Annotated in this window: 30 protein-coding genes; all 30 read left to right on the top strand. The window is 45.5% G+C overall.

Annotated elements, in window-relative coordinates:
• Window positions 1–102 precede the first annotated feature (102 nt).
• The 30 genes from CF651_RS27480 to secY all read left to right on the top strand — a co-directional run bounded on the left by CF651_RS27480 (window position 103) and on the right by secY (window position 24,051).
• Window positions 103–699 carry a class I SAM-dependent methyltransferase gene (locus tag CF651_RS27480; protein ID WP_094018059.1) on the top strand — a complete coding sequence of 199 codons (597 nt, stop codon included), beginning with the start codon at window positions 103–105 and terminating at the stop codon, window positions 697–699.
• Between the two features lie 326 nt (window positions 700–1,025).
• Entirely contained in the window at window positions 1,026–4,562 is a 3,537-nt protein-coding gene (rpoB, locus tag CF651_RS27475) for a DNA-directed RNA polymerase subunit beta (protein ID WP_094018058.1), read from the top strand.
• A 109-nt stretch (window positions 4,563–4,671) separates the two neighbouring features.
• Window positions 4,672–8,295 (top strand): DNA-directed RNA polymerase subunit beta', encoded by a 3,624-nt coding sequence (rpoC, locus tag CF651_RS27470; protein WP_094018057.1) that lies wholly within the window; start codon window positions 4,672–4,674, stop codon window positions 8,293–8,295.
• Window positions 8,296–8,466: 171 nt separating this feature from the next.
• A complete protein-coding gene (locus CF651_RS27465) occupies window positions 8,467–8,718 on the top strand; it encodes a ribosomal L7Ae/L30e/S12e/Gadd45 family protein (protein ID WP_094018056.1) in 252 nt (83 codons plus the stop codon).
• Between the two features lie 131 nt (window positions 8,719–8,849).
• Window positions 8,850–9,269: a 30S ribosomal protein S12 gene (gene rpsL, locus CF651_RS27460; RefSeq protein WP_094018055.1), complete on the top strand. Its 420-nt coding sequence runs from the start codon at window positions 8,850–8,852 to the stop codon at window positions 9,267–9,269.
• Window positions 9,270–9,314: 45 nt separating this feature from the next.
• Window positions 9,315–9,785, top strand: a complete 471-nt coding sequence (gene rpsG, locus CF651_RS27455; protein WP_028552019.1) for a 30S ribosomal protein S7 — start codon at window positions 9,315–9,317, stop codon at window positions 9,783–9,785.
• 38 nt (window positions 9,786–9,823) lie between these two features.
• Entirely contained in the window at window positions 9,824–11,899 is a 2,076-nt protein-coding gene (gene fusA / locus CF651_RS27450) for an elongation factor G (protein ID WP_094018054.1), read from the top strand.
• 33 nt (window positions 11,900–11,932) lie between these two features.
• Window positions 11,933–13,123 (top strand): elongation factor Tu, encoded by a 1,191-nt coding sequence (gene tuf, locus CF651_RS27445; RefSeq protein ID WP_094018053.1) that lies wholly within the window; start codon window positions 11,933–11,935, stop codon window positions 13,121–13,123.
• 243 nt (window positions 13,124–13,366) lie between these two features.
• The gene (rpsJ, locus tag CF651_RS27440) at window positions 13,367–13,675 is read left to right on the top strand and encodes a 30S ribosomal protein S10 (protein WP_006212922.1); all 309 of its coding nucleotides are present in this window, start codon (window positions 13,367–13,369) and stop codon (window positions 13,673–13,675) included.
• A 49-nt stretch (window positions 13,676–13,724) separates the two neighbouring features.
• The gene (gene rplC / locus CF651_RS27435; protein WP_094018052.1) at window positions 13,725–14,345 is read left to right on the top strand and encodes a 50S ribosomal protein L3; all 621 of its coding nucleotides are present in this window, start codon (window positions 13,725–13,727) and stop codon (window positions 14,343–14,345) included.
• Between the two features lie 26 nt (window positions 14,346–14,371).
• The gene (rplD, locus tag CF651_RS27430; protein WP_094018051.1) at window positions 14,372–14,995 is read left to right on the top strand and encodes a 50S ribosomal protein L4; all 624 of its coding nucleotides are present in this window, start codon (window positions 14,372–14,374) and stop codon (window positions 14,993–14,995) included.
• A complete protein-coding gene (gene rplW, locus CF651_RS27425) occupies window positions 14,995–15,285 on the top strand; it encodes a 50S ribosomal protein L23 (protein WP_094018050.1) in 291 nt (96 codons plus the stop codon). The genes rplD and rplW overlap by 1 nt, the downstream gene beginning before the upstream one ends.
• 30 nt (window positions 15,286–15,315) lie before the next feature.
• On the top strand, window positions 15,316–16,146 hold the full coding sequence (gene rplB, locus CF651_RS27420; RefSeq protein WP_094018049.1) for a 50S ribosomal protein L2: 831 nt from the start codon (window positions 15,316–15,318) through the stop codon (window positions 16,144–16,146).
• 39 nt (window positions 16,147–16,185) lie between these two features.
• The gene (rpsS, locus tag CF651_RS27415) at window positions 16,186–16,464 is read left to right on the top strand and encodes a 30S ribosomal protein S19 (RefSeq protein ID WP_094018048.1); all 279 of its coding nucleotides are present in this window, start codon (window positions 16,186–16,188) and stop codon (window positions 16,462–16,464) included.
• A gap of 50 nt (window positions 16,465–16,514) precedes the next feature.
• Window positions 16,515–16,850, top strand: coding sequence for a 50S ribosomal protein L22 (gene rplV, locus CF651_RS27410; RefSeq protein WP_094018047.1), 336 nt, complete (start codon window positions 16,515–16,517; stop codon window positions 16,848–16,850).
• Between the two features lie 13 nt (window positions 16,851–16,863).
• On the top strand, window positions 16,864–17,529 hold the full coding sequence (gene rpsC / locus CF651_RS27405) for a 30S ribosomal protein S3 (protein ID WP_094018046.1): 666 nt from the start codon (window positions 16,864–16,866) through the stop codon (window positions 17,527–17,529).
• Between the two features lie 2 nt (window positions 17,530–17,531).
• The gene (rplP, locus tag CF651_RS27400; RefSeq protein WP_094018045.1) at window positions 17,532–17,966 is read left to right on the top strand and encodes a 50S ribosomal protein L16; all 435 of its coding nucleotides are present in this window, start codon (window positions 17,532–17,534) and stop codon (window positions 17,964–17,966) included.
• Window positions 17,956–18,156 (top strand): 50S ribosomal protein L29, encoded by a 201-nt coding sequence (gene rpmC, locus CF651_RS27395; RefSeq protein WP_094018044.1) that lies wholly within the window; start codon window positions 17,956–17,958, stop codon window positions 18,154–18,156. Before rplP ends, rpmC begins: the two co-directional genes overlap by 11 nt.
• A 24-nt stretch (window positions 18,157–18,180) precedes the next feature.
• Window positions 18,181–18,444 carry a 30S ribosomal protein S17 gene (rpsQ, locus tag CF651_RS27390; protein ID WP_094018043.1) on the top strand — a complete coding sequence of 88 codons (264 nt, stop codon included), beginning with the start codon at window positions 18,181–18,183 and terminating at the stop codon, window positions 18,442–18,444.
• Between the two features lie 41 nt (window positions 18,445–18,485).
• On the top strand, window positions 18,486–18,854 hold the full coding sequence (gene rplN / locus CF651_RS27385) for a 50S ribosomal protein L14 (protein ID WP_094018042.1): 369 nt from the start codon (window positions 18,486–18,488) through the stop codon (window positions 18,852–18,854).
• A 117-nt stretch (window positions 18,855–18,971) separates the two neighbouring features.
• Window positions 18,972–19,325 carry a 50S ribosomal protein L24 gene (gene rplX / locus CF651_RS27380; RefSeq protein ID WP_094018041.1) on the top strand — a complete coding sequence of 118 codons (354 nt, stop codon included), beginning with the start codon at window positions 18,972–18,974 and terminating at the stop codon, window positions 19,323–19,325.
• A 32-nt stretch (window positions 19,326–19,357) separates the two neighbouring features.
• Window positions 19,358–19,900 carry a 50S ribosomal protein L5 gene (gene rplE / locus CF651_RS27375; protein WP_094018040.1) on the top strand — a complete coding sequence of 181 codons (543 nt, stop codon included), beginning with the start codon at window positions 19,358–19,360 and terminating at the stop codon, window positions 19,898–19,900.
• A gap of 32 nt (window positions 19,901–19,932) precedes the next feature.
• Window positions 19,933–20,118, top strand: a complete 186-nt coding sequence (locus tag CF651_RS27370; protein ID WP_026326663.1) for a type Z 30S ribosomal protein S14 — start codon at window positions 19,933–19,935, stop codon at window positions 20,116–20,118.
• Window positions 20,119–20,151: 33 nt separating this feature from the next.
• The gene (gene rpsH, locus CF651_RS27365) at window positions 20,152–20,550 is read left to right on the top strand and encodes a 30S ribosomal protein S8 (protein ID WP_094018039.1); all 399 of its coding nucleotides are present in this window, start codon (window positions 20,152–20,154) and stop codon (window positions 20,548–20,550) included.
• A gap of 33 nt (window positions 20,551–20,583) precedes the next feature.
• Window positions 20,584–21,126 carry a 50S ribosomal protein L6 gene (rplF, locus tag CF651_RS27360; RefSeq protein WP_094018038.1) on the top strand — a complete coding sequence of 181 codons (543 nt, stop codon included), beginning with the start codon at window positions 20,584–20,586 and terminating at the stop codon, window positions 21,124–21,126.
• Window positions 21,127–21,177: 51 nt separating this feature from the next.
• On the top strand, window positions 21,178–21,546 hold the full coding sequence (gene rplR, locus CF651_RS27355; protein WP_094018037.1) for a 50S ribosomal protein L18: 369 nt from the start codon (window positions 21,178–21,180) through the stop codon (window positions 21,544–21,546).
• Between the two features lie 30 nt (window positions 21,547–21,576).
• The gene (rpsE, locus tag CF651_RS27350; RefSeq protein WP_094018036.1) at window positions 21,577–22,074 is read left to right on the top strand and encodes a 30S ribosomal protein S5; all 498 of its coding nucleotides are present in this window, start codon (window positions 21,577–21,579) and stop codon (window positions 22,072–22,074) included.
• A 10-nt stretch (window positions 22,075–22,084) separates the two neighbouring features.
• Entirely contained in the window at window positions 22,085–22,273 is a 189-nt protein-coding gene (gene rpmD, locus CF651_RS27345) for a 50S ribosomal protein L30 (RefSeq protein WP_094018035.1), read from the top strand.
• Window positions 22,274–22,309: 36 nt separating this feature from the next.
• A complete protein-coding gene (gene rplO / locus CF651_RS27340; protein WP_094018034.1) occupies window positions 22,310–22,750 on the top strand; it encodes a 50S ribosomal protein L15 in 441 nt (146 codons plus the stop codon).
• Window positions 22,750–24,051, top strand: a complete 1,302-nt coding sequence (secY, locus tag CF651_RS27335) for a preprotein translocase subunit SecY (protein WP_094018033.1) — start codon at window positions 22,750–22,752, stop codon at window positions 24,049–24,051. The genes rplO and secY overlap by 1 nt, the downstream gene beginning before the upstream one ends.
• Window positions 24,052–24,104 lie beyond the last annotated feature (53 nt).

The raw sequence follows: 24,104 nt of genomic DNA, 5'->3' as shown, positions 1-24,104 counted from the left end.
CTTGGAGCTTATCACTTCAGGGGGTTTTCCTTGTTCCAAGCGGGAAATCAGGAGTGTGATAGACGGAAGTATGCACAGTTCTAGAGTAGGCGGTGAAATGAAATGAGCGATCATTATTATACGCAAAAACCGACGGCGGCACATGATTTACATACAATCGAAGAATCGCTGCGCGGGCGTAAATTCACCTTCGTGACCGATGCTGGAGTCTTCTCCAAGAAGGGGGTGGATTACGGATCGAAAGTGTTGATAGAAGCGTTAGAGCTTCCCGAGGATGCAAGAGTGCTGGATGTAGGCTGCGGTTATGGACCGATGGGGCTGGCGGCTGCAACGCTCGTACCACAGGGTCACGTCACCATGGTTGATATTAATGAAAGAGCCGTGGAGCTGGCGAAATTGAATGCTTCGCGCAATCATATTGCGAATGTGGAAATTAAACAAAGCGATAGGTTGTCGGAAGTGATGGATCATCGCTATGACATTGTTATTACTAATCCTCCAATTCGCGCAGGGAAAGAAGTCGTTCATAGTATTTTTGAACAAGCTTACGAGGTATTGAATCCTGGCGGATCTTTATGGATTGTCATTCAGAAGAAGCAGGGCGCTCCTTCAGCCTTTGCCAAGCTGGAGTCTTTATTCTCGAAAGTGAAGGAACTGGGTAAGGACAAAGGGTATCGGGTCATCAAGGCAGAGAAATAAGTGGAACCCATTACAATTTTGTTGACTTGACATTTTGTTTATGATATCATAATAAAATGTCAGCATTAAGATTGGGTTATATGTCTTTAGTTTGCTAAAATGTCAAGAAGATTTTTTCTGCCGGTATGAATAAAGTTTAAGCATTCGACGTATAATGTTTAAATTTTAGGTAAACGATACTAGGTATGAAGAAAATTATGGTAACATGAAAGTTGATGCATTAGAAGCTTCCGTAAGAAGTATCACTTCAACAGTACTTACTCGAGAAGGCTTCAGGAGAGGCTTTTATTTTGTTCTGTTGAGTAGACATGAGGGGTGAATCAAAGTTGGCGGGTCATCTTGTTCAATTAGGTCGACGCAAACGCAGGTCATACGCTCGGATTCATGAGGTTCTGGAAGTTCCGAATCTGATTGAAATCCAACAAAAATCATATGAGTGGTTTTTGGAAGAAGGATTGCGTGAAATGTTTCAGGATATTTCCCCGATACAAGATTTTACGGGGAATTTAGTGTTGGAATTTATCGATTATAGCTTAGGTGATCCTAAGTACTCAGTCGATGAATCCAAGGAACGCGATGTCACTTACGCAGCTCCGCTTCGTGTGAAAGTGCGCTTGATCAATAAAGAAACTGGTGAAGTTAAAGAGCAGGAAGTATTTATGGGAGACTTCCCGTTAATGACAGAAACAGGGACATTTATTATCAATGGTGCCGAACGGGTTATCGTCAGTCAGCTGGTTCGTTCTCCTAGCGTCTATTTTAGCACGAAAGTGGATAAAAACGGCAAGAAAACATATACCGCAACCGTTATTCCGAATCGTGGCGCTTGGCTCGAGCTGGAGACGGATGCAAAGGACATTATTTATGTCCGCATCGATCGTACCCGTAAGATTCCTGTTACTGTCCTGTTGAGAGCTTTGGGCTTTGGCACGGACGCTGAAATTTTGGATTTGCTCGGTGATGACGAGTATATCCGTAATACGTTGGATAAGGATAATACCGATTCTACCGACAAAGCATTGATTGAAATCTATGAGCGCTTGCGTCCAGGTGAGCCTCCTACACTTGATAATGCTAGAAGCTTGCTCGTGGCTAGGTTCTTTGATCCGAAGCGCTATGATTTGGCCAATGTTGGCCGTTACAAAATCAACAAGAAGCTGCATATCAAGAATCGTCTGTTCAACCAACGTTTGGCTGAGACTTTGGCAGATCCTGAAACGGGTGAAATCATTGCAGAGGCTGGACAGGTGTTGGATCGTCGTTTGCTGGATGAGGTGCTTCCTTTCCTGGAGAACGGTGTAGGCTATAAAGAGTACACGGCAGTGAATGGTGTAACGGAGATGGAGCATATTCCATTCCAATGCATTAACGTGTATTCGCCGATTGAAGATGGTAAAGTAGTTAAAGTCATCGCCAACGGCAAGATCGATAAATCAATCAAGAACATTACGCCTGCAGACATCATTGCGTCTATCAACTACTTTATCAACTTGCTGCATGGCATCGGCGACACGGACGATATCGATCATCTGGGTAACAGAAGATTGCGCTCCGTTGGTGAATTGCTGCAAAACCAGTTCCGTATCGGTTTGTCGCGTATGGAGCGTGTTGTTCGTGAGCGGATGTCCATTCAGGACGCGAATGTCATAACGCCGCAGGCATTGATTAATATAAGACCGGTTATCGCGTCGATTAAAGAGTTTTTCGGAAGCTCCCAATTGTCTCAGTTTATGGATCAGACGAATCCATTGGCCGAATTGACGCATAAACGTCGTTTGTCCGCTTTGGGACCTGGTGGTTTGACAAGGGAGCGCGCGGGCTTTGAGGTCCGTGACGTCCATCACTCTCACTATGGTCGTATGTGTCCAATCGAGACGCCGGAGGGACCGAACATCGGTTTGATCAACTCCTTGTCAACCTTCGCTAGAATCAATGAATATGGCTTTATTGAAGCGCCATACCGTTGGGTTGATCCTAAGACGGGTGTTGTAACCGAGCAAATCGCTTATCTGACTGCAGATGAGGAAGATAATTACGTTGTTGCTCAAGCGAACTCGAAGCTGACAGAAGAAGGCGCGTTTGCCAATGATACGGTTATCGTTCGTTATAAAGATGATAACTTAATCCTTCCTAAAGCGCGCGTTGATTATATGGACGTATCGCCTAAACAAGTAGTATCGGTCGCTACGGCGCTGATTCCTTTCTTGGAGAACGATGACTCCAACCGTGCGTTGATGGGTTCGAACATGCAGCGTCAAGCAGTTCCTTTGCTTATTCCTAAAGCTCCTCTTGTAGGGACGGGGATGGAGCATAAGGCTGCCAAAGACTCCGGTGTATGTATTGTATCCAAAGTAGACGGTGTTGTAGAACGCGTATCGGCTAACGAAATTTGGGTGCGCCGCCAGGCAATGGTAGATGGCAAGCTGGTTAATGGGGATTTGGTGAAGCACAAGCTGCATAAGTTTATGCGTTCCAACCAAGGTACCTGCATCAACCAACGCCCTATTTGCCACAAAGGTGAGCAAGTACGTGTCGGGGATATTCTGGCTGACGGTCCTTCCACAGAAATGGGAGAGCTGGCACTAGGACGCAACGTGGTCATCGCGTTTATGACGTGGGAAGGCTATAACTACGAGGATGCCATTCTGCTTAGTGAAAAACTGGTGAAAGAGGATGTGTATACATCCATTCATATTGAAGAATATGAATCCGAAGCGAGAGATACGAAGCTCGGTCCTGAAGAAATCACACGCGATATTCCGAACGTTGGGGAAGATGCGCTGAAGAATCTGGATGAGCGTGGTATTATCCGTGTCGGTGCCGAAATTGGCGCAGGCGATATTTTGGTAGGTAAAGTTACTCCTAAAGGGGTTACGGAGCTTACGGCGGAAGAACGTTTGCTGCATGCCATTTTCGGTGAAAAAGCACGTGAGGTTCGTGATACCTCCTTGCGGGTGCCGCATGGTACTGATGGTATCGTCGTTGACGTAAAAGTGTTCACTCGTGAGAACGGTGACGAGCTGCCTCCGGGTGTGAATCAATTGGTTCGTGTCTATATCGCACAAAAACGGAAAATTTCCGAAGGCGATAAAATGGCCGGACGTCACGGTAACAAAGGGGTTATCGCGCGCATTATGCCTGAAGAGGACATGCCGTTCCTGCCGGATGGAACTCCGGTACAGGTTGTCTTGAATCCATTGGGCGTTCCGTCGCGGATGAACATCGGGCAAGCGCTTGAAGTTCACTTGGGTATGGCTGCCAAGTATTTGGGTATTCATACAGCTACGCCGGTATTTGACGGCGCACGCGAGTATGACGTATTTGATACGATGGAAGAAGCAGGTATGCAGCGTAACGGTAAGACGATTTTGTACGATGGTCGTACGGGCGAGCCGTTTGAGCGGGAAGTTACCGTTGGCGTCATGTACATGATCAAGCTGGCGCACATGGTTGACGATAAAATCCATGCCCGTTCCACGGGTCCTTACTCTCTTGTTACACAGCAGCCGCTGGGTGGTAAAGCACAGTTCGGTGGTCAGCGTTTCGGGGAGATGGAGGTTTGGGCGCTTGAAGCCTATGGTGCCGCTTATACCTTGCAAGAGATATTGACGGTGAAATCCGATGACGTGGTAGGACGTGTCAAAACGTACGAATCCATTGTCAAAGGTGAGAATGTTCCGGAACCAGGTGTACCGGAGTCCTTCAAGGTATTGATCAAAGAGCTTCAAAGCTTGGGTATGGATGTGAAAATCTTGTCCGGCGATGAGCAAGAGATCGAAATGAGGGAAACCGATGACGACGATGAGGTAACGAGCGACAAGCTGAACCTCAATCTCGAAGGTTCGGAGATGGGTGTAGAGTAACAGGTTCACGCCTGACTTTTGTCAGGCTCCTGTTTGTTTATATAGTGCGTTTTTCAAGATTAAGCTTACGATCCGTTTTGCTCGACAAAACTTTAAGGAGGGTTGCTCCTTGATGGACGTTAACAACTTCGAATTCATGAAAATTGGCTTGGCTTCTCCTGAAAAGATCCGTTCGTGGTCCCGCGGGGAAGTCAAAAAACCGGAAACGATAAACTACAGAACGTTAAAGCCTGAAAAGGAAGGTCTGTTCTGCGAAAAGATTTTTGGTCCTACGAAGGACTGGGAATGTCATTGCGGTAAGTACAAACGTGTTCGTTACAAGGGCGTTGTTTGTGACCGCTGCGGAGTAGAAGTAACGCGTCAAAAAGTCCGTCGTGAACGGATGGGCCACATTGAGCTGGCGGCACCGGTATCCCACATTTGGTACTTCAAAGGGATCCCAAGCCGTATGGGCTTAGGTCTGGATATGTCTCCTCGTTCGCTCGAAGAGATTATCTATTTTGCATCGTATGTTGTTACAGATCCAGGAGATACACCGCTTGAGAAGAAACAGCTCCTCTCTGAAAAGGAATACCGCAGCTATCGTGAGAAGTACGGCTATGCGTTCCAAGCAGGAATGGGGGCAGAAGCGGTTAAGAAGCTTCTTCAAGATATCGATATCGAGAAAGAAGTCGAAACGCTGAAGGAAGAGCTGAAAACGGCTCAGGGCCAACGTCGTAATCGTGCGATCAAACGTCTTGAAGTCATGGAAGCTTTCCGTAACTCCAAAAACATGCCGGAGTGGATGGTGCTGGATGTACTTCCGGTTATCCCGCCGGAGCTTCGTCCGATGGTTCAATTGGATGGCGGTCGTTTTGCGACGTCTGACCTGAACGATCTGTACCGCCGGGTTATTAACCGTAACAACCGGTTGAAAAGACTGCTGGATCTTGGTGCGCCGGATATCATCGTTCAGAATGAGAAACGGATGCTGCAGGAAGCTGTAGATGCGCTGATCGATAACGGTCGCCGCGGCCGTCCAGTAACAGGTCCTGGTAACCGTCCGTTGAAATCCCTCAGCCACATGCTGAAAGGTAAGCAGGGACGTTTCCGTCAAAACTTGCTCGGTAAGCGGGTAGACTACTCCGGTCGTTCCGTAATCGTTGTAGGACCAAACTTGAAGATGTACCAATGTGGTCTTCCGAAGGAAATGGCACTCGAATTGTTTAAGCCTTTCGTTATGAAAGAGCTCGTAAATAAAGGTCTTGCTCATAATATCAAGAGCGCGAAACGTAAAGTGGAACGCGTAAGTCCTGAAGTTTGGGATGTTCTCGAAGAAGTAATTAAAGAGCATCCGGTTCTTTTGAACCGTGCCCCCACACTGCATAGACTAGGGATTCAAGCGTTTGAACCGATCCTGGTTGAGGGTCGTGCCATCAAACTGCATCCGCTCGTTTGTACGGCATACAATGCCGACTTCGACGGTGACCAAATGGCGGTTCACGTTCCATTGTCATCAGAAGCTCAAGCGGAAGCGCGCGTATTGATGCTGGCGTCCGGTAACATTCTTAACCCTAAGGATGGCAAGCCGGTTGTTACGCCGTCTCAGGATATGGTCTTGGGAAGCTTCTATTTGACAACGGACAACAAGACGGCAAAAGGTGCTCTAACGATTGTGCGTTCCGTTCATGAGGCGGTTTCCTTGTACCAACGGGGTGCTGCATCCTTGCATGCGCGTATTGCGATTCCGGCTAAGGCACTGAATAAAACAAGCTTTACTCCGGAACAACAAGAAGCGCTGCTGATCACTACAATCGGTAAAGTTATTTTTAACGAAATTTATCCGGCGGACTTCCCTTACATTAACGAGCCTACTAAGGCAAACTTGCTGACAGGGACATCGGATAACTACTTCGTTTTTGATAAAGGCGCGAATGTCCGTCAAATCATGGAAGAACTTCCAGAGTGTAAGGCAATCGGTAAAGAGTATTTGGGCTCTATTATTGCCGAGTGCTTCCGTAAATATCATACAACGCTGACCTCCGTTATTTTGGACCGGATTAAAGAATTGGGCTTTACTTATTCGACTAAGGCAGGGATTACGATCGCTGTTGCGGACGTAACCGTACCTTCGGAGAAGGAAGCCATTCTTAAAGAATCCGACGATAAGGTTGCCGTAGTTACGAACCAATATCGCCGCGGTCTAATCACAGATGACGAGCGTTATGACCGTGTTATCGCGATCTGGAGTAAGGCTAAGGATGAATTGACTGACATCCTGATGAAGTCTCTTGATAAATACAATTCCATCAACATGATGGTTGAGTCCAAGGCACGGGGTAACAAATCACAGATCGCCCAGCTTGGCGGTATGCGTGGTTTGATGGCCAATCCTTCGGGTAAAATCATCGAGTTGCCGATCAAATCGAACTTCCGTGAAGGTCTGACGGTATTGGAGTACTTTATCTCGACTCACGGTGCGCGGAAAGGTTTGGCCGATACAGCCCTTCGTACTGCGGACTCGGGTTACTTGACACGTCGTCTCGTTGACGTTGCCCAAGACGTCATCGTTCGTGATGAAGATTGCGGAACAGACAAAGGCTTTACTGTTAGCAAAATTCAGGACGGTAAAGAGGTTATCGAGGATCTGTATGACCGTATTGAGGGCAGGTATGCTTTCGAAACGATTCGTCATCCGGAAACAGGCGAAATCATCGTTGGGCGTAACGAGCTTATTGAAGCAGGTATCGCTGATAAAATTATCGCTGCCGGTATCGAGAAGCTGCAAATTCGTTCGGTATTGAGCTGCCGTTCCAGACATGGCGTATGTAAAAAATGCTATGGACGAAACCTGGCTACGGGTCAGTTTGTCGAGATCGGGGAAGCCGTCGGTATTATCGCCGCTCAATCCATCGGGGAACCGGGAACCCAGCTGACGATGCGTACGTTCCATACCGGTGGTGTAGCCGGAGATGATATTACGCAAGGTTTGCCGCGTATCCAAGAGTTGTTTGAAGCCAGAAATCCGAAAGGTCAAGCGATCATTTCGGAGATTGACGGTATTGTCAAAGAGATTCGTGAAGCGAAGGATCGTCGTGAGATTGAAGTTCTTGGCGAAGCTGAATCCAAAGTGTATGCAGTACCATACGGTTCCCGTATTCGTGTTTCGCTGAACCAGCAAGTAGAAGCTGGGGACGAGTTAACGGAAGGTTCCATCGATCCGAAGGAAATGCTTCGAATCAAAGGAATCCGCGGCGTACAGAACTACATTCTGCAAGAAGTACAACGCGTTTACCGTAACCAAGGGGTAGAAATCAACGATAAGCACATCGAAGTGATGGTTCGCCAAATGCTTCGTAAAATCCGTATCGTAGACGCAGGGGATACAACCTTGCTGCCAGGCTCCTTTGTAGATATGCATGAATATGAGGAAGCAAATAAAGTCGCTTTATTTGCGAATCTTGAGCCAGCTGTTGCTAGACCGGTGCTGCTTGGTATTACCAAAGCATCTCTAGAAACAGATTCCTTCTTGTCCGCGGCATCTTTCCAAGAGACGACTAGAGTATTGACCGATGCTGCCATCAAAGGCAAAGTCGATCAGTTGCTTGGTCTCAAAGAAAATGTTATTATCGGTAAGTTGATTCCTGCAGGCACAGGAATGCCGAGATACCGCAACATCCGGATTACTAATCCGAATGAAGTGGAGACCGGTGAGGAGCAGCTAACTGAGCTTGAGACGGTTTCCGTAGAGTAGTTACTAGTTTACCTATGTGCAAAAGTCAGAGTTGCTTGTCTTCATGGAAAAATGGAAATTAAATTCTATGTGAAGACAAGCAATCTTCTTGACAATGCCGCATAGGTGGTGCTAATATATCAAAGTGTGCCATTTTATCAATAGTCTCCTGTGCTTTGGAGGATGTTTCAGATGTCTTATGAAAAAGTGAAGCAGGCAACGAACATAAGTATCGGCACAAAGCAAGCGACGAAAATGGTAGAGTTAGGTAAAGCTAGCGAAGTTTTTGTTGCCAAAGATGCAGATCCGCGAATAACGATAAAGATGGTTAACCTCTGCAAGAAGATGGGGGTTAAGGTAACATACGTTGATTCCATGAAGTTGTTAGGTAAGGCGTGTGGTATTGAAGTTGGAGCTGCTATGGCAGCTGTAGTGAATGAATGATGTAAAGCATGTTTTTGTCTTCAAAACAGCAATGTGATGTCGGCAAAAACTTTTCCTTTGTTCATTTACGATTCGCCTGGATCTGTGGGCTTGAAACAAAGTAAGAACAACATTCGGAAGGAGGTGGCGACATGCCAACAATTAACCAGCTCGTTCGTAAAGGACGTCAAGCAAAAGTGGAAAAATCCAAATCACCTGCTCTTCAAAGAGGTTTTAATGCTCTGAAAAGAGAAGCTACTGATCTGAGTGCGCCTCAAAAACGTGGTGTATGTACTCGTGTAGGTACAATGACACCGAAGAAACCGAACTCCGCACTTCGTAAATATGCTCGTGTGCGTTTGACTAACCGTGTAGAGGTAACTGCGTACATCCCAGGTATCGGACACAACCTTCAAGAGCACAGCGTTGTATTGATCCGTGGTGGACGGGTAAAAGACCTTCCAGGGGTACGTTACCATATCGTTCGCGGCGCATTGGATACATCCGGTGTAAACAATCGGAAACAAGCTCGTTCCAAATACGGTACGAAACGTCCGAAAGAGAAAAAGTAATCTGCTTTAAAATAAGAATGAACTTTTTGAGAAAGGGGGATAACTATGCCTCGTAAAGGTCCAGTTACTCGCAGAGACGTATTGCCAGATCCTATTTATAATAGCAAGCTGGTTACTCGTTTAATCAACCGCATTATGCTTGATGGCAAAAGAGGTGTCGCTCAGACCATTCTTTATAACGCCTTTAACATGATCCAAGAACGTACAGGTAAAGAGCCGATGGAAGTGTTTGAAGCTGCCATCAAAAACATCATGCCTGTTCTTGAAGTTAAAGCCCGTCGTGTAGGTGGTGCGAACTACCAAGTGCCTATCGAAGTTAGACCAGATCGTCGTACGACTTTGGGTCTGCGTTGGTTGGTAAACTACTCCCGCCTTCGCGGTGAGAAAACGATGGAAGAAAGATTGGCTCAAGAAATTATTGATGCCAGCAACAACACAGGTGCTTCCGTTAAGAAACGTGAAGATACACACAAAATGGCTGAAGCCAACAAAGCGTTCGCGCATTATCGTTGGTAGAATTTAAATACGCTGATTAAATGGAAGGAGACATCCTCATGGCTAGAGAGTACTCCTTGAATGATACGCGTAACATCGGTATTATGGCGCATATTGATGCGGGTAAAACCACGACTACTGAGCGGATCTTGTTCTACACAGGCATCACCCATAAAATTGGTGAAGTGCACGAAGGTGCTGCAACAATGGACTGGATGGAGCAAGAACAAGAGCGCGGAATCACAATTACTTCCGCTGCTACAACCACTCATTGGAAGGGTAACCGCATCAATATCATCGATACCCCGGGACACGTAGACTTCACTGTAGAAGTTGAACGTTCCCTCCGCGTATTAGATGGAGCGGTTGGTGTGTTCAGTGCCAAAGAAGGCGTTGAACCTCAATCTGAGACGGTTTGGAGACAAGCCGATCGCTATTCAGTTCCTCGTATTGCATATGTAAACAAAATGGACATTATTGGTGCTGATTTCCTGGGAGTTATCGATCAAATGCGTGAAAAACTTGGCGCAAATGCGGTAGCTATCCAATTGCCAATTGGTGCTGAAAATGATTTCATCGGGATCATTGACTTGATTGAGCGTCGTGCGCATATGTACAAGGATGATCTGGGTAAAGACATCGTTGAAACAGAAATTCCGGAAGAGTACAAAGCGAAAGTTGAAGAATTGAGACTTGAGCTTGTAGAGAAGGTTGCAGAGCTTGACGAAGAGCTGATGATGAAATACCTCGAAGGTGAAGAGCTTACTAATGAGGAAATCAAAAAAGCACTTCGTATTGGTGTGTGCCAAGTGAAAATCTTTCCGGTAATCTGTGGTTCTTCTTATAGAAACAAAGGTGTGCAGTTGATGCTGGATGCAGTTATTAACTACCTTCCTTCGCCAGTAGATGTGCCTGATATTAAAGGTACTCTGGAAGATGGTACAGAAGTAACTCGTAAGTCTGCGGACGATCAACCTTTCTCTGCACTTGCATTCAAAATCATGACAGATCCTTTCGTTGGTAAATTGACGTTCTTCCGTGTATACTCCGGTGTACTTAATTCCGGATCGTACGTTAATAATGCAACAAAAGGTAAACGTGAGCGTGTTGGACGTATTCTTCAAATGCATGCGAACAGTCGCCAAGAAATCAGCGTCGTATACGCTGGTGACATCGCAGCTGCCGTTGGTCTGAAAGATACTACAACGGGTGATACACTTTGTGATGAGAAAAACCCAGTTATTTTGGAGTCCATGAACTTCCCTGAACCGGTTATTCAGCTAGCTGTTGAACCGAAAACGAAGGCTGACCAAGACAAAATGGGTATTGCATTGTCCAAATTGTCTGAAGAGGATCCTACGTTCCGTGCACACACGGATGAAGAAACTGGGCAAACAATCATCGCAGGTATGGGTGAACTTCACCTTGAAATCCTCGTTGACCGTATGCTTCGTGAGTTCAAAGTGGAAACAAACGTTGGTAAGCCTCAAGTTGCTTACCGCGAAACATTCCGTCAAACAGCTAAGGTTGAAGGTAAGTTTGTTCGTCAATCAGGTGGTCGTGGTCAATACGGACATTGTTGGGTTGAGTTCTCGCCACTTGAGCCTGGGACTGGATTCCAGTTTGAAAGTAAGGTTGTCGGTGGTGCGATTCCTAGGGAGTACATTGCTCCTATCCAAGCTGGTATTGAAGAATCCATGAAGAACGGTGTCATTGCTGGCTTCCCGCTGGTAGATATCAAAGCAGTTGTTCTCGATGGTTCTTACCATGACGTTGACTCCAACGAAATGGCGTTTAAAATTGCTGGATCGATGGCTTTGAAAGCAGCGGTTGATAAATGTAGCCCTGTTCTTCTTGAGCCAATCATGAAAGTAGAAGTAACTGTTCCTGAAGAGTATATGGGTGATGTTATGGGTGACCTTAACTCCCGTCGTGGTCGTATTGAAGGTATGGACGCTCGTTTCGGCGCTCAAATTATTCGTGCAAAGGTACCTTTGTCCGAAATGTTTGGCTACTCCACAACATTGCGCTCCCGTACACAAGGTCGCGGTGTTTACTCGATGGAAATTTCTCACTATGAAGAAGTGCCTAAATCAATTGCTGAAGAAATTATTGCAAAACACAAAGGCGCTTAATATAAACTATTATTCTAAGGAGGCAATCTAACCATGGCAAAAGCGAAATTTGAACGTAATAAACCCCACGTTAACATTGGTACTATCGGTCACGTTGACCACGGTAAAACAACTTTGACTGCCGCTATCACTACTGTATTGTCCAAAAGATACGGCGGTGCTGCTGTAGCATTCGACCAAATCGATAAAGCTCCAGAAGAGCGCGAGCGCGGTATCACAATCTCCACAGCTCACGTTGAATACGAAACTCCTAACCGTCACTACGCACACGTTGACTGCCCAGGCCATGCTGACTATGTTAAGAACATGATCACTGGTGCTGCTCAAATGGACGGCGCGATCCTGGTTGTATCCGCAGCTGACGGCCCAATGCCGCAAACTCGTGAGCACATCCTGTTGTCCCGTCAAGTAGGCGTTCCTTACATCGTAGTATTCTTGAACAAATGTGATATGGTTGAAGACGAAGAGCTTCTTGAATTGGTTGAAATGGAAGTTCGCGACCTTCTTAACGAATATGAGTTCCCAGGCGATGACACTCCAATCATCCGCGGTGCAGCTCGTGAAGCTCTTCAAAACCCAGATGGTCCTTGGGCTGACAAAATCGTTGAGTTGTTTGAACAAGTTGATACTTACATCCCAACTCCAGAACGCGACACTGACAAGCCTTTCTTGATGCCAGTTGAGGACGTGTTCTCCATCACAGGTCGTGGTACAGTTGCGACTGGTCGTGTAGAGCGTGGTACTGTTAAAGTACAAGACGAGGTTGAAATCGTTGGTTTGCAAGAAGAGACTCGCAAATGTATCGTTACAGGCGTTGAGATGTTCCGTAAATTGTTGGATTCCGCTCAAGCGGGCGACAACATTGGCGCATTGCTTCGTGGTGTAGACCGTAAAGATATCGAGCGTGGTCAAGTTTTGGCGAAAGTTGGTTCCGTTAAGCCTCACACTAACTTTTCTGCTCAAATCTACGTTCTGACTAAAGAAGAGGGCGGCCGTCACAAGCCTTTCTTCACTGGCTACCGTCCACAGTTCTACTTCCGTACAACTGACGTTACAGGTATCATCAACCTGCCAGAAGGCACTGAGATGGTAATGCCTGGTGATAACATCACTGTTACTGTAGAATTGATCTCCCCAATCGCTATCGAAGAAGGTACTCGTTTCGCGATTCGTGAAGGCGGACGTACAGTTGGCGCGGGCGCGGTTGCTACAATCAGCAAGTAATCCCAGCACCTATAAAACCCTTCATCTCATTAGAGATGAGGGGTTTTATTTTTTTAGGCAAATGCATAAAAATTCGCTTGCTTTTTCTTTCTGCATTTTATATAATATTAAACGTTGGTCTGTGACGTTGCGATGACGTGAGAGGTTGCTGACACACCCGGCCCCTTTGCCATAGGGACGGCGTCAGGAGATTTTCACAGAGTATGTCCGATAATAAATTGGGCGATAGAAGGAGGGAATACTATGGCAAAGCAAAAAATTCGTATTCGTTTGAAGGCTTATGATCACAGAGTTCTGGATCAATCAGCTGAGAAAATTGTTGAAACTGCGAAGCGCTCCGGTGCTGGAGTATCGGGTCCGATTCCGCTTCCAACTGAGAAGCAAATCATTACGATTCTTCGTGCGGTTCACAAATACAAAGATTCGCGCGAACAATTCGAAATGCGTACGCATAAGCGTTTGATCGATATCGTGAATCCTACGCCGCAAACGGTTGATGCATTGATGCGTTTGGATCTGCCGTCCGGTGTGGACATCGAAATTAAACTGTAATCCACATGTGGATAAATAATAAATGTAGGAAAGAAAAGAGGTGTCAACGATGACTAAAGGTATCTTAGGAAAAAAACTTGGTATGACTCAAGTGTTTACTCCGGAAGGTTTGGTGATTCCTGTAACTGTAATTCAAGCAGGTCCTTGCACTGTTCTTCAGAAGAAGGATGTTGAGAATGACGGTTACGAAGCGATCCAAATCGGCTTTGATGATAAAAAAGAAAAGAATGCTAACAAACCTGAGTTGGGCCATGCAAAAAAAGCTGGTGCAACCCCTAAGCGCTACGTTAAAGAAGTTCGCGGTGCTTCTGATTTTGAAGTTGGCCAAGAAATCAAGGCTGACATTTTCGCAGAAGGCGAATTCGTTGACGTAACAGGCACGTCTAAAGGTAAAGGGTTCCAAGGTGTTATCAAGAGACATAACCAATCTACTGGTCCTATGGCTCACGGCTCCCGTTATCACCGTGGTCCAGGTTCGATGGGCTCGATTCAAGCGAACCGTGTTCCTAAAGGTAAGAACCTTCCAGGGCATATGGGTAGCGAAACAGTTACTCTTCAAAACCTTGAAGTAATTAAAGTAGACATAGAACGTAACGTTCTTCTAATTAAAGGCTCCATTCCTGGTGCTAAAAACAGCTTTGTAAGCTTGAAATCTACGGTTAAGAACTAAGTTAAGCAAGAAAGGAGGATTAACAGATGCCTAAAGTAGCATTATACAACGTAAGTGGTTCCCAAGTTGGGGAAGTTGAGTTGTCGGATTCCGTATTCGGTATCGAGCCGCACGTTCACGTGTTGAATGAAGCAGTTTTGATGCAGCGTGCATCCCTTCGTCTGGGTACGCATAAAGTAAAAGGTCGTTCTGAAGTTCGCGGTGGCGGACGTAAGCCTTGGAAACAAAAAGGTACAGGACGTGCTCGTCAAGGTAGTATTCGTGCTCCTCAATGGAAAGGTGGCGGCGTTGTTTTCGGACCGACTCCACGCAGCTATTCCTACAAGCTTCCGAAAAAAGTTCGTCGTTTGGCGATCAAATCTGCATTGTCTTCCAAGGTGGTTGCTAACGAAATCATCGTGTTGGATCAATTGCAATTGGCTCAACCAAAAACGAAAGATTTTGCAGCGATTCTTGGTAATTTGAAAGTAGACCGTAAGGCTTTGGTAGTGACAGCTGGTTACGAAGAAAACGTAGCATTGTCCGCTCGTAACATTCCTGGCGTCAAGTTTGTGGTGGCTGAAGGAATTAACGTGCTTGATGTTATGGTATATGACAAGCTGATCATCACTAAGGACGCGGTACAGAAGGTAGAGGAGGTGTTTGCGTAATGAAGAACCCTCGCGACATTATTAAGCGCCCTGTGATCACTGAGCGTACGAGTGATATGATGGCCGAGAAGAAATATGTCTTCGAAGTGGAACTCCGTGCGAACAAAACGGAAATCAAACAGGCGATTGAGTCTATTTTCAAAGTGAAGGTAACGAATGTTAACACACTGAGAATGCCTGCTAAGCCTAAGCGTTACGGTCGTCATGCCGGATATACATCCGAATGGAAAAAAGCGATTGTTTCCTTGAGCGCAGACAGTAAAGAACTCGAATTCTTCGAGACTGTGTAATCTATTCTTTAGAGTAAGGAGGGAATCCAAGTGCCAATCAAAAAATATAAACCAACGTCGCCTGCTCGACGCGCTATGTCGGTTTCTACATTTGAAGAAATCACAACATCTACACCGGAGAAGTCTTTGTTGGCTCCTCTAAGCAAAAAAGCAGGACGCAACAACCAAGGTAAAATTACGGTTCGTCACCAAGGCGGTGGACACAAGCGTAAATACCGGATTATCGATTTCAAACGGAACAAAGATGGAATACCAGGACGCGTTGCTACAATTGAGTACGATCCGAACCGTTCCGCTAACATCGCTTTGATTCACTACGTGGATGGAGAGAAACGTTACATCATCGCTCCAAAAGGCTTGAAAGTAGACGATCAAATCGTTTCCGGACCTGGATCTGATATCAAGATCGGTAATGCATTGCCGCTTGAAAACATTCCAGTTGGTACAGTAATTCACAATATTGAGTTGAAACCAGGTAAAGGCGGACAATTGGTTCGTGCAGCTGGTACAGAAGCTCAATTGCTCGGTAAAGAAGAACGTTATGTAACGATTCGTCTTTCTTCCGGCGAAGTAAGAAAAGTCTTGAAAGTTTGCCGCGCTACTATCGGTTCCGTTGGTAACGAAGACTACGAATTGGTTAAGATCGGTAAAGCAGGACGTTCCCGTTGGTTGGGTCAAAGACCTGAAGTCCGCGGGGTTGTTATGAACCCTAACGATCACCCTCACGGTGGTGGTGAAGGCCGCGCTCCAATCGGTCGTAAATCTCCTATGTCTCCATGGGGTAAACCGACTCTTGGTTATAAAACTCGTAAAAAAGGCAAAGCTTCTGATAAATATATCGTTCGTCGTCGTACGAAGTAATCGATTTAAGCGAGTGTTTGAAGAAGGGAGGAACGGAACATGGGTCGCAGTTTGAAAAAAGGTCCTTTCGTGGACGGCTATCTTTTGAAGAAAGTCGAAGAACAAGGGGATACTCAAAAAAAGCAGGTTATCAAAACTTGGTCTCGTCGCTCCACGATTTTCCCGCAATTCATCGGTTTCACATTTGCGGTGTATGATGGTAGAAAGCACGTACCGGTTTACGTGACTGAAGATATGGTTGGACACAAACTTGGTGAGTTTGCACCAACTCGTACTTACAAAGGTCATGGTGATGACAAAAAAACAAGCAAACGCTAATCGTTAGTGTGAGCTTTTGAATGAAGTTGTGAATGAGAGGAGGTACTTCCATGCAACAAGCAAAATCCATTGCAAGATTCGTTCGTATTGCTCCTCGTAAGGTGCAATTGGTGATCGATTTGATCCGCGGCAAGCAAGTAGGAGAGGCGATTGCAATTCTGCGTCATACGCCGAAAGCTGCATCTCCAATTGTTGAGAAAGTTTTGAACTCTGCGATTGCTAACGCTGAGCATAACTACTCCATGGACCCTAACAATTTGGTTATTAGCCAAACTTATGTTAACCAAGGTCCAACAATGAAAAGATTCCGTCCTCGCGCTATGGGACGTGCGAGCCGTATCAATAAGCGTACCAGCCACATTACAGTAGTGGTATCTGAAAAATAAGGAGGGATAACGTGTGGGTCAGAAAGTAAACCCGGTAGGACTTAGAATTGGTATTATCCGCGATTGGGAATCCAAATGGTACGCTGGTAAAGACTTCGGCGATTTGCTATTGGAAGACGTGAAAATCCGCGAATACTTGAAAGAAAAGCTGAAGGATTCGGCTGTTTCTCATATTGATATCGAGCGTGCCGCTAACCGTGTAAATGTTACTATTCATACGGCGAAGCCTGGTATGGTTATCGGTAAAGGCGGTTCTGAAGTTGAAGTTATCCGTAACTACATCTCCAAACTGTCCAACGGTAAAAAGATTCACATCAACATTTCTGAAATCAAACAAGCTGATCTTGACGCTATCTTGGTTGCAGAAAGCATTGCACAACAATTGGAGCGTCGTGTATCGTTCCGTCGTGCATTGAAACAAGCTATCCAAAGATCGATGAGATCCGGCGCTAAGGGTATCAAAACATCGGTTAGCGGTCGTTTGGGCGGAGCAGAGATCGCCAGAACAGAAGGATACAGCGAAGGTACTGTTCCTCTTCATACATTGCGTGCAGACATCGACTACGGTACAGCAGAAGCTCATACCACATACGGTCGTATCGGCGTAAAAGTATGGATCTATCGTGGCGAAGTTCTTCCAACGGCTAAGAAAAAGGCTGTTACGGAAGGAGGCAACTAATCATGTTAGTTCCTAAACGTGTAAAGCACCGTAAAGAGCACCGCGGCAAAATGCGCGGACGCGCTAAGGGCGGTACAGAAGTTAGTTTCGGCGAATTCGGTTTGCAGGCTATGGAGCCAGCTTGGGTTACCAACCGTCAAATCGAGGCAGCTCGTATTGCCATGACTCGTTACATCAAACGGGGCGGTAAAGTATGGATCAAAATATTCCCTGCGAAACCAATTACGCAAAAGCCTCTTGAAGTTCGGATGGGTAGCGGTAAAGGTAACGTAGAGAAATGGGTTGCTGTAGTAAAACCAGGTAAAATCATGTTCGAATTGGCTGGCGTAAGTGAAGAGATTGCACGCGAAGCGTTGCGTCTTGCTTCTCACAAACTGCCGATCAAAACGAAGTTTGTTAAAAGAGAAGATGTAGGTGGTGAAGCAAATGAAAGCTAGTGAATTTCGCAACTTAACCACTGCTGAAATTGAACAAAAGGTTGCCGGATTTAAAGAGCAGCTCTTTAACCTCCGTTTTCAACTGGCTACCGGTCAACTGGATAACCCAGTTCAGATTCGAGAAATCCGCAAAGAGATTGCTCGTGCAAAGACTGTTTTGCGTGAAAGAGAACTGGGTATCATTAGTTAATGAATGAGAGAGGAGGATCTCCCAATGAGTGAACGTAACGAACGTAAAACTCAAGTTGGTAAAGTCGTGAGCAACAAAATGGACAAAACCATCGTTGTTGCTGTTGAGACTTACAAAAAGCATGACCTTTACCACAAGAGAATCAAATATACGAAGAAATTCAAAGCTCATGATGAAAACAACGAAGCGAAAATCGGTGATGTTGTAAAAGTCATGGAAACTCGTCCGATCTCCAAAGACAAACGCTGGAGACTGGTTGAAGTGGTAGAAAAAGCGGTTATCGTTTAAGATATGCATTGTGCATCAATTCCGGAAGGAGGGTTTAGACAATGATTCAACCTCTATCTCGTTTAAATGTGGCTGACAACTCTGGTGCGAAACAGCTTATGTGTATCCGTGTGCTGGGTGGTACGGGTCGTCGTGTAGGACATATCGGTGATTTGATCATCTGCTCCGTGAAAGAAGCAACACCAGGTGGCGTTGTCAAAAAGGGTGATGTAGTTAAAGCGGTTATCGTTCGTACAAAACGTGGCGCTCGTCGTAAAGACGGTTCTTATATCAGCTTTGATGAAAATGCAGCTGTTATCGTTAAAGATGACAAGAGTCCTCGTGGTACTCGTATCTTTGGACCAGTTGCTCGTGAACTTCGCGAAAGAGATTTCATGAAAATTGTGTCTCTTGCACCGGAAGTTATCTAATAAGGCAATAACATTCTTTTGAATGTGAGTCTGACTGTATAGTAAACTTAGTTCTTAGTGCTTTCTATCGAAGCAAGCTAGACATTCGCAGGAATGTCCTCAGGAGGTGGAAACTCAATGCCAAAACAACCCAAGAAATTGGAGTCTCACAACAATAAATTGAACGTGAAAAAAGACGATAACGTGTTCGTGATTACTGGTAAAGACAAAGGTAAAAAAGGTCGTGTAATCGCAGCATATCCTCGTGAAAATCGCGTGTTGGTTGAAGGTGTGAACATGATCAAAAAGCACACTAAACCTTCCCAAGCGAACCCACAAGGCGGTATCATCTCTCAAGAAGCGCCAATTCACGTTTCGAACGTGATGCTGATTGATCCAAAGAGCGGCCAACCTACTCGCGTAGGTTACAAAGTGCTGGATAACGGTACAAAAGTGCGTGTAGCTAAAAAATCCGGTGAAGTCATCGACTAATCGTATAAGTTAGGAAAGGAGGTACATGAAACATGGCAGCAAGATTAAAAGATCGTTTCTTGAACGAAGTAACACCTTCGTTGATGCAAAAGTTCAGCTATTCCACAGTTATGCAAGTGCCTAAGATTGAAAAAGTCGTTATCAACATGGGTGTTGGTGAGGCAGTTTCCAACTCTAAAGTACTCGACGTTGCTGTTCAAGATTTGCAGCTGATCGCTGGTCAAAAACCAGTTGTAACTAAAGCAAAAAAATCCATCGCAGGTTTCAAGCTGCGTGAAAATATGCCAATCGGTGTAAAAGTAACACTTCGCGGCGAGCGTATGTATCACTTCCTGGACAAATTGTTCAATGTGGCACTTCCTCGGGTACGTGACTTCCGTGGTGTTTCTTCCAAAGCTTTTGACGGCCGCGGTAACTATACACTGGGTCTGAAAGAGCAATTGATCTTCCCTGAGATCGAGTATGATAAAGTGGACAAAGTTCGCGGTATGGATATCGTTATCGTAACGACTGCTAATACTGACGAAGAGTCCCGTGAGTTATTAACCCAATTGGGAATGCCGTTCACGAAATAATCGCGACGGTCAAAACGGAGGTGTAAAAGTAAGTGGCAAAAACTTCGATGAAAGTTAAGCAGCAGCGCCCTCCTAAATTCAAGGTACAGGCGTATACTCGCTGCGAGCGTTGCGGTCGTCCACATTCCGTTCTACGGAAATTCAAAATTTGCAGAATTTGTTTCCGCGAATTAGCATACAAAGGCCAGATTCCTGGCGTTAAAAAAGCAAGCTGGTAATTACCCTAGTTTCGGGAAGGAGGTTCACACAATATGGTGATGTCAGATCCAATTGCAGATATGCTTACACGCATTCGTAATGCAAACGTAGTGCGTCATGAAACGGTTGAAATCCCGGCTTCGAAGATCAAGAGAGAAATCGCTGAGATCTTGAAAAAGGAAGGCTTTATCCGTGACGCTGAATATATCGAAGATAACAAGCAAGGGATTATCCGTCTTTTCTTGAAATACGGCCCTAACAATGAGCGTGTTATCTCCGGTTTGAAAAGAATCAGCAAACCAGGTCTTCGCGTTTACACGCAAAGCCAAGAGGTTCCTCGTGTACTTGGCGGTTTGGGAATAGCTATTATCTCTACTTCCCAAGGCGTTATGACCGATAAAGAAGCTCGTCAATCCAAAGCTGGCGGCGAAGTAGTCTGCTACGTTTGGTAATAAACACAATTCATCTGAACGGAGGTGCAAACCATGTCCCGTATTGGTCGTAAGCCAATTACAATTCCTAACGGCGTAAACGTTACTTTGGACAACACTGTTATTACAGTTAAAGGTCCAAAAGGAACTTTGAGCCGCGAATTACACAGAGACATGAAGGTTGTTGTTGCAGAAAACGAAATTTCTGTAGAACGTCCTTCTGATAATAAATTACACAGATCCCTTCACGGTACGACAAGAAGTGTTGTTGCCAACATGGTTAGTGGCGTAACGGAAGGTTTCGCAAAATCCCTTGATTTGGTTGGTGTAGGGTACCGTGCTAACAAAACTGGCAATAAGCTGGTTTTGAACGTTGGTTACTCCCACCCAGTTGAAATCGAACCAGAAAACGGCATTGAATTCGAAGTTCCTTCGAACACTAAGATTATCGTTAAAGGTATCGATAAAGAGTTGGTCGGCGCAACTGCTGCGAAAGTACGTTCCGTTCGTGAACCAGAGCCTTATAAAGGTAAAGGTATTAAATACGAAGGCGAGCGCATTCTTCGTAAAGAAGGTAAAGCCGGTAAGAAGAAATAAGATCGCGTAAAGCGATAATTTCTCATCCAAGTCGAAAGGAGTGACCCTACAATGATTACAAAAGGCGATAAAAATAAAGCACGTCTGAAAAGACATCTTCGCGTTCGTAAGAAAATTCAAGGTACGGCTGAACGTCCTCGCTTGAACATTTTCCGCTCTTCCAAACACATGTACGCTCAATTGATCGACGATGTGAAGGGAGTAACAATTGCCGCAGCTTCCACTCAAGATAAAGAGTTGAAAGAAAGCATCGGTAACGGCGGTAATGCAGAAGCAGCTGCTAAAGTTGGCGCTTTGATCGCAGAACGTGCGAAAAAGAACGGTGTAGTAAAAGTAGTATTCGACCGCGGCGGATATTTGTATCACGGACGTGTGCAAGCACTGGCTGATGCAGCTCGTGAAGCAGGTCTTGAATTTTAATAAAAATTATCCACAAGGAGGTAAAGTCACTTGCGTATTGATCCCAATACTTTAGAGTTAACTGAAAAAGTTGTTAACATTAATCGCGTTGCTAAAGTAGTAAAAGGCGGACGTCGCTTCAGCTTCAGCGCACTTGTCGTTGTTGGCGACGGTAACGGCTGGGTAGGCGCAGGAATCGGTAAAGCTGGTGAAGTACCTGATGCGATCCGCAAAGGTATTGAAGATGCCAAGAAAAACCTGATTCATGTACCTATCGTTGGCACTACGATTCCTCACTTGGTTATCGGTAAATTCGGAGCAGGTAATGTGCTTTTGAAACCGGCATCCAAAGGTACAGGCGTTATCGCTGGCGGTCCTGTTCGTGCAGTTCTTGAACTGGCTGGCGTTGGCGACATTTTGACAAAATCCCTAGGTTCTTCTAACTCCATCAACATGGTGAATGCTACTCTTGAAGGATTGCAGCGTCTGAAGCGTGCTGAAGAAGTTGCAAAACTGCGTGGCAAAACCGTTGAAGAACTGTTAGGTTAGGAGGGATACCATGGCTAAGCAATTGCAAATTACCCTCAAACGCAGCCTGATCGGTCGTCCGGAAGTTCAGCGTCGCACAGTCGCTTCGCTCGGCTTGCGTAAGCTGCACCAAACGGTTACACATAACGACAATGCAGCGATCCGCGGCATGGTCAATCATGTTAGTCATTTGATCGAAGTTAAAGAAATCGAAGCTTAAATTGCTTAACAAATAGTACTAGAGGAGGTGCAAACGATGAAATTGCATGAACTTACTTCTGCTCCAGGTTCCCGCTCGACTCGCAAACGCGTAGGTCGCGGTATCGGTAGTGGAATGGGTAAAACGTCGACTCGCGGTCACAAAGGGCAAAACTCTCGTTCCGGCGGTGGCGTACGCCCTGGATTTGAGGGAGGACAAAACCCTCTATATCGTCGCTTGCCTAAGCGTGGATTTACGAACCAATTCCGCAAGGAATTTGCGATCGTGAACTTGACTGAGCTTAACAAGTTCGCTGCGGGCACTGAAGTGACACCAGAGCTTCTTCTTGAGTCTGGTATCGTGAAAAACGCAAGAGACGGCATCAAGATCTTGGGTAATGGCGAAATTACTGTTCAGTTGAACGTAAAAGCTAACAAGTTCTCCCAATCTGCGGTGGATAAAATTCAAGCTGCCGGCGGTAAAACCGAGGTGATTTAATGTTTCGTACCATATCCAATATTTTTAAAGTGGAAGATCTGAGAAGAAGAATTCTATTTACCTTGTTGGTACTTCTCGTCTACCGGATTGGTGCTTTCATCCCGGTACCTAATATCAACACAGATATTTTGAAGCTTCAGGACCAGGCCAATTCCAATGATGTATTTGGATTGCTGAACACGTTCTCCGGAGGCGCATTGTTTCAATTCTCCATCTTTGCGATGGGGATTATGCCTTATATTACAGCATCGATCATAGTTCAGCTGTTATCGATGGATGTAATTCCAAGGTTTGCTCAATGGGCCAAAGAAGGCGAAGTAGGCAGACGGAAATTAGCGCAGATCACTCGATATGGTACAATTGTATTAGGGCTCGTTCAGGCGTTTGGTTTGGCGATCGGATTTAACCGAATCTACACGGGACTGGTTGTAAATGCGAATTTTACAACCTATGCTCTAATCGCGATTGTGCTTACCGCGGGTACTGCTTTTCTGATGTGGCTTGGGGAACAAATCACTGAAAATGGAATTGGAAATGGTATTTCCATTATCATCTTTGCAGGGATCGTAGCTGCCATTCCAACCGGAATGTCGCAAATCTACAAAACCCAATTTGCCCAAGCGGGCGACGCTTTGTTCTTGAATATCGTGAAGGTGGTCATCCTCGTTGTCGTCGTTATTGCGTTGATAGCAGGTGTCATTTTTATTCAACAGGGTGTTCGGAAAATTCCGGTTCAATATGCTAAACGCGTAGTGGGACGGAAAATGTACGGCGGTCAATCAACTCATATCCCGTTGAAGGTGAATGCAGCTGGTGTTATTCCAGTTATCTTTGCACTATCGCTTCTGGTTTTCCCTCCTACGCTTGCCAGCTTCTGGAGAGGTAATCCGGTAGCGGACTGGATTATAACTAACTTGAATTACACACAACCACTCGGGATGACTTTGTATGTGCTTCTAATTATCGGTTTCACTTTCTTCTACACATTTGTTCAGATTAACCCTGAGCAAATGGCGGACCAGATGAAAAAGAACGGCGGCTATATTCCTGGGATTCGTCCTGGCAAAACAACCTCTGTTTACCTGACAAGAGTAATGACTCGCATTACATTGTCCGGTGCCATCTTCTTGTCCATCATTTCGATCCTCCCTATGGTGTTGGGAAGTCTGGCGAACTTGCCGAACTCGGTAAGAATCGGTGGTACTTCTTTATTGATCGTCATCGGGGTTGGCTTGGAAACGATGAAGCAAATTGAAAGCCAATTGATTAAACGCCATTACAAAGGCTTCATTAATAAATAGCAAATAGGTTCTGATAGTTGTTTTTAGCTATCGGCACCTATTGTGCTGTTAGC

The sequence above is a fragment of the Paenibacillus rigui genome (assembly GCF_002234615.1).
Lineage (GTDB): Bacteria > Bacillota > Bacilli > Paenibacillales > NBRC-103111 > Paenibacillus_S > Paenibacillus_S rigui.
This window is presented reverse-complemented; position numbering and strand designations above follow the sequence as displayed.

Bases quoted from the DNA above. Each gene is read 5' to 3' on its own strand.
- secY (WP_094018033.1), top strand. From the start codon at position 22,750: ATGTTTCGTACCATATCCAATATTTTTAAAGTGGAAGATCTGAGAAGA.
- rpsQ (WP_094018043.1), top strand. From the start codon at position 18,181: ATGAGTGAACGTAACGAACGTAAAACTCAAGTTGGTAAAGTCGTGAGC.
- rplW (WP_094018050.1), top strand. From the start codon at position 14,995: ATGAAGAACCCTCGCGACATTATTAAGCGCCCTGTGATCACTGAGCGT.
- rplD (WP_094018051.1), top strand. From the start codon at position 14,372: ATGCCTAAAGTAGCATTATACAACGTAAGTGGTTCCCAAGTTGGGGAA.
- rpmD (WP_094018035.1), top strand. From the start codon at position 22,085: ATGGCTAAGCAATTGCAAATTACCCTCAAACGCAGCCTGATCGGTCGT.
- rplR (WP_094018037.1), top strand. From the start codon at position 21,178: ATGATTACAAAAGGCGATAAAAATAAAGCACGTCTGAAAAGACATCTT.
- rplF (WP_094018038.1), top strand. From the start codon at position 20,584: ATGTCCCGTATTGGTCGTAAGCCAATTACAATTCCTAACGGCGTAAAC.
- CF651_RS27480 (WP_094018059.1), top strand. From the start codon at position 103: ATGAGCGATCATTATTATACGCAAAAACCGACGGCGGCACATGATTTA.
- rpsS (WP_094018048.1), top strand. From the start codon at position 16,186: ATGGGTCGCAGTTTGAAAAAAGGTCCTTTCGTGGACGGCTATCTTTTG.
- rpsH (WP_094018039.1), top strand. From the start codon at position 20,152: ATGGTGATGTCAGATCCAATTGCAGATATGCTTACACGCATTCGTAAT.
- tuf (WP_094018053.1), top strand. From the start codon at position 11,933: ATGGCAAAAGCGAAATTTGAACGTAATAAACCCCACGTTAACATTGGT.
- fusA (WP_094018054.1), top strand. From the start codon at position 9,824: ATGGCTAGAGAGTACTCCTTGAATGATACGCGTAACATCGGTATTATG.
- rpsG (WP_028552019.1), top strand. From the start codon at position 9,315: ATGCCTCGTAAAGGTCCAGTTACTCGCAGAGACGTATTGCCAGATCCT.
- rplC (WP_094018052.1), top strand. From the start codon at position 13,725: ATGACTAAAGGTATCTTAGGAAAAAAACTTGGTATGACTCAAGTGTTT.
- rplO (WP_094018034.1), top strand. From the start codon at position 22,310: ATGAAATTGCATGAACTTACTTCTGCTCCAGGTTCCCGCTCGACTCGC.
- rpmC (WP_094018044.1), top strand. From the start codon at position 17,956: ATGAAAGCTAGTGAATTTCGCAACTTAACCACTGCTGAAATTGAACAA.
- rplE (WP_094018040.1), top strand. From the start codon at position 19,358: ATGGCAGCAAGATTAAAAGATCGTTTCTTGAACGAAGTAACACCTTCG.
- rplX (WP_094018041.1), top strand. From the start codon at position 18,972: ATGCCAAAACAACCCAAGAAATTGGAGTCTCACAACAATAAATTGAAC.
- rpsJ (WP_006212922.1), top strand. From the start codon at position 13,367: ATGGCAAAGCAAAAAATTCGTATTCGTTTGAAGGCTTATGATCACAGA.
- rpsL (WP_094018055.1), top strand. From the start codon at position 8,850: ATGCCAACAATTAACCAGCTCGTTCGTAAAGGACGTCAAGCAAAAGTG.
- rplN (WP_094018042.1), top strand. From the start codon at position 18,486: ATGATTCAACCTCTATCTCGTTTAAATGTGGCTGACAACTCTGGTGCG.
- CF651_RS27465 (WP_094018056.1), top strand. From the start codon at position 8,467: ATGTCTTATGAAAAAGTGAAGCAGGCAACGAACATAAGTATCGGCACA.
- rplV (WP_094018047.1), top strand. From the start codon at position 16,515: ATGCAACAAGCAAAATCCATTGCAAGATTCGTTCGTATTGCTCCTCGT.
- rplP (WP_094018045.1), top strand. From the start codon at position 17,532: ATGTTAGTTCCTAAACGTGTAAAGCACCGTAAAGAGCACCGCGGCAAA.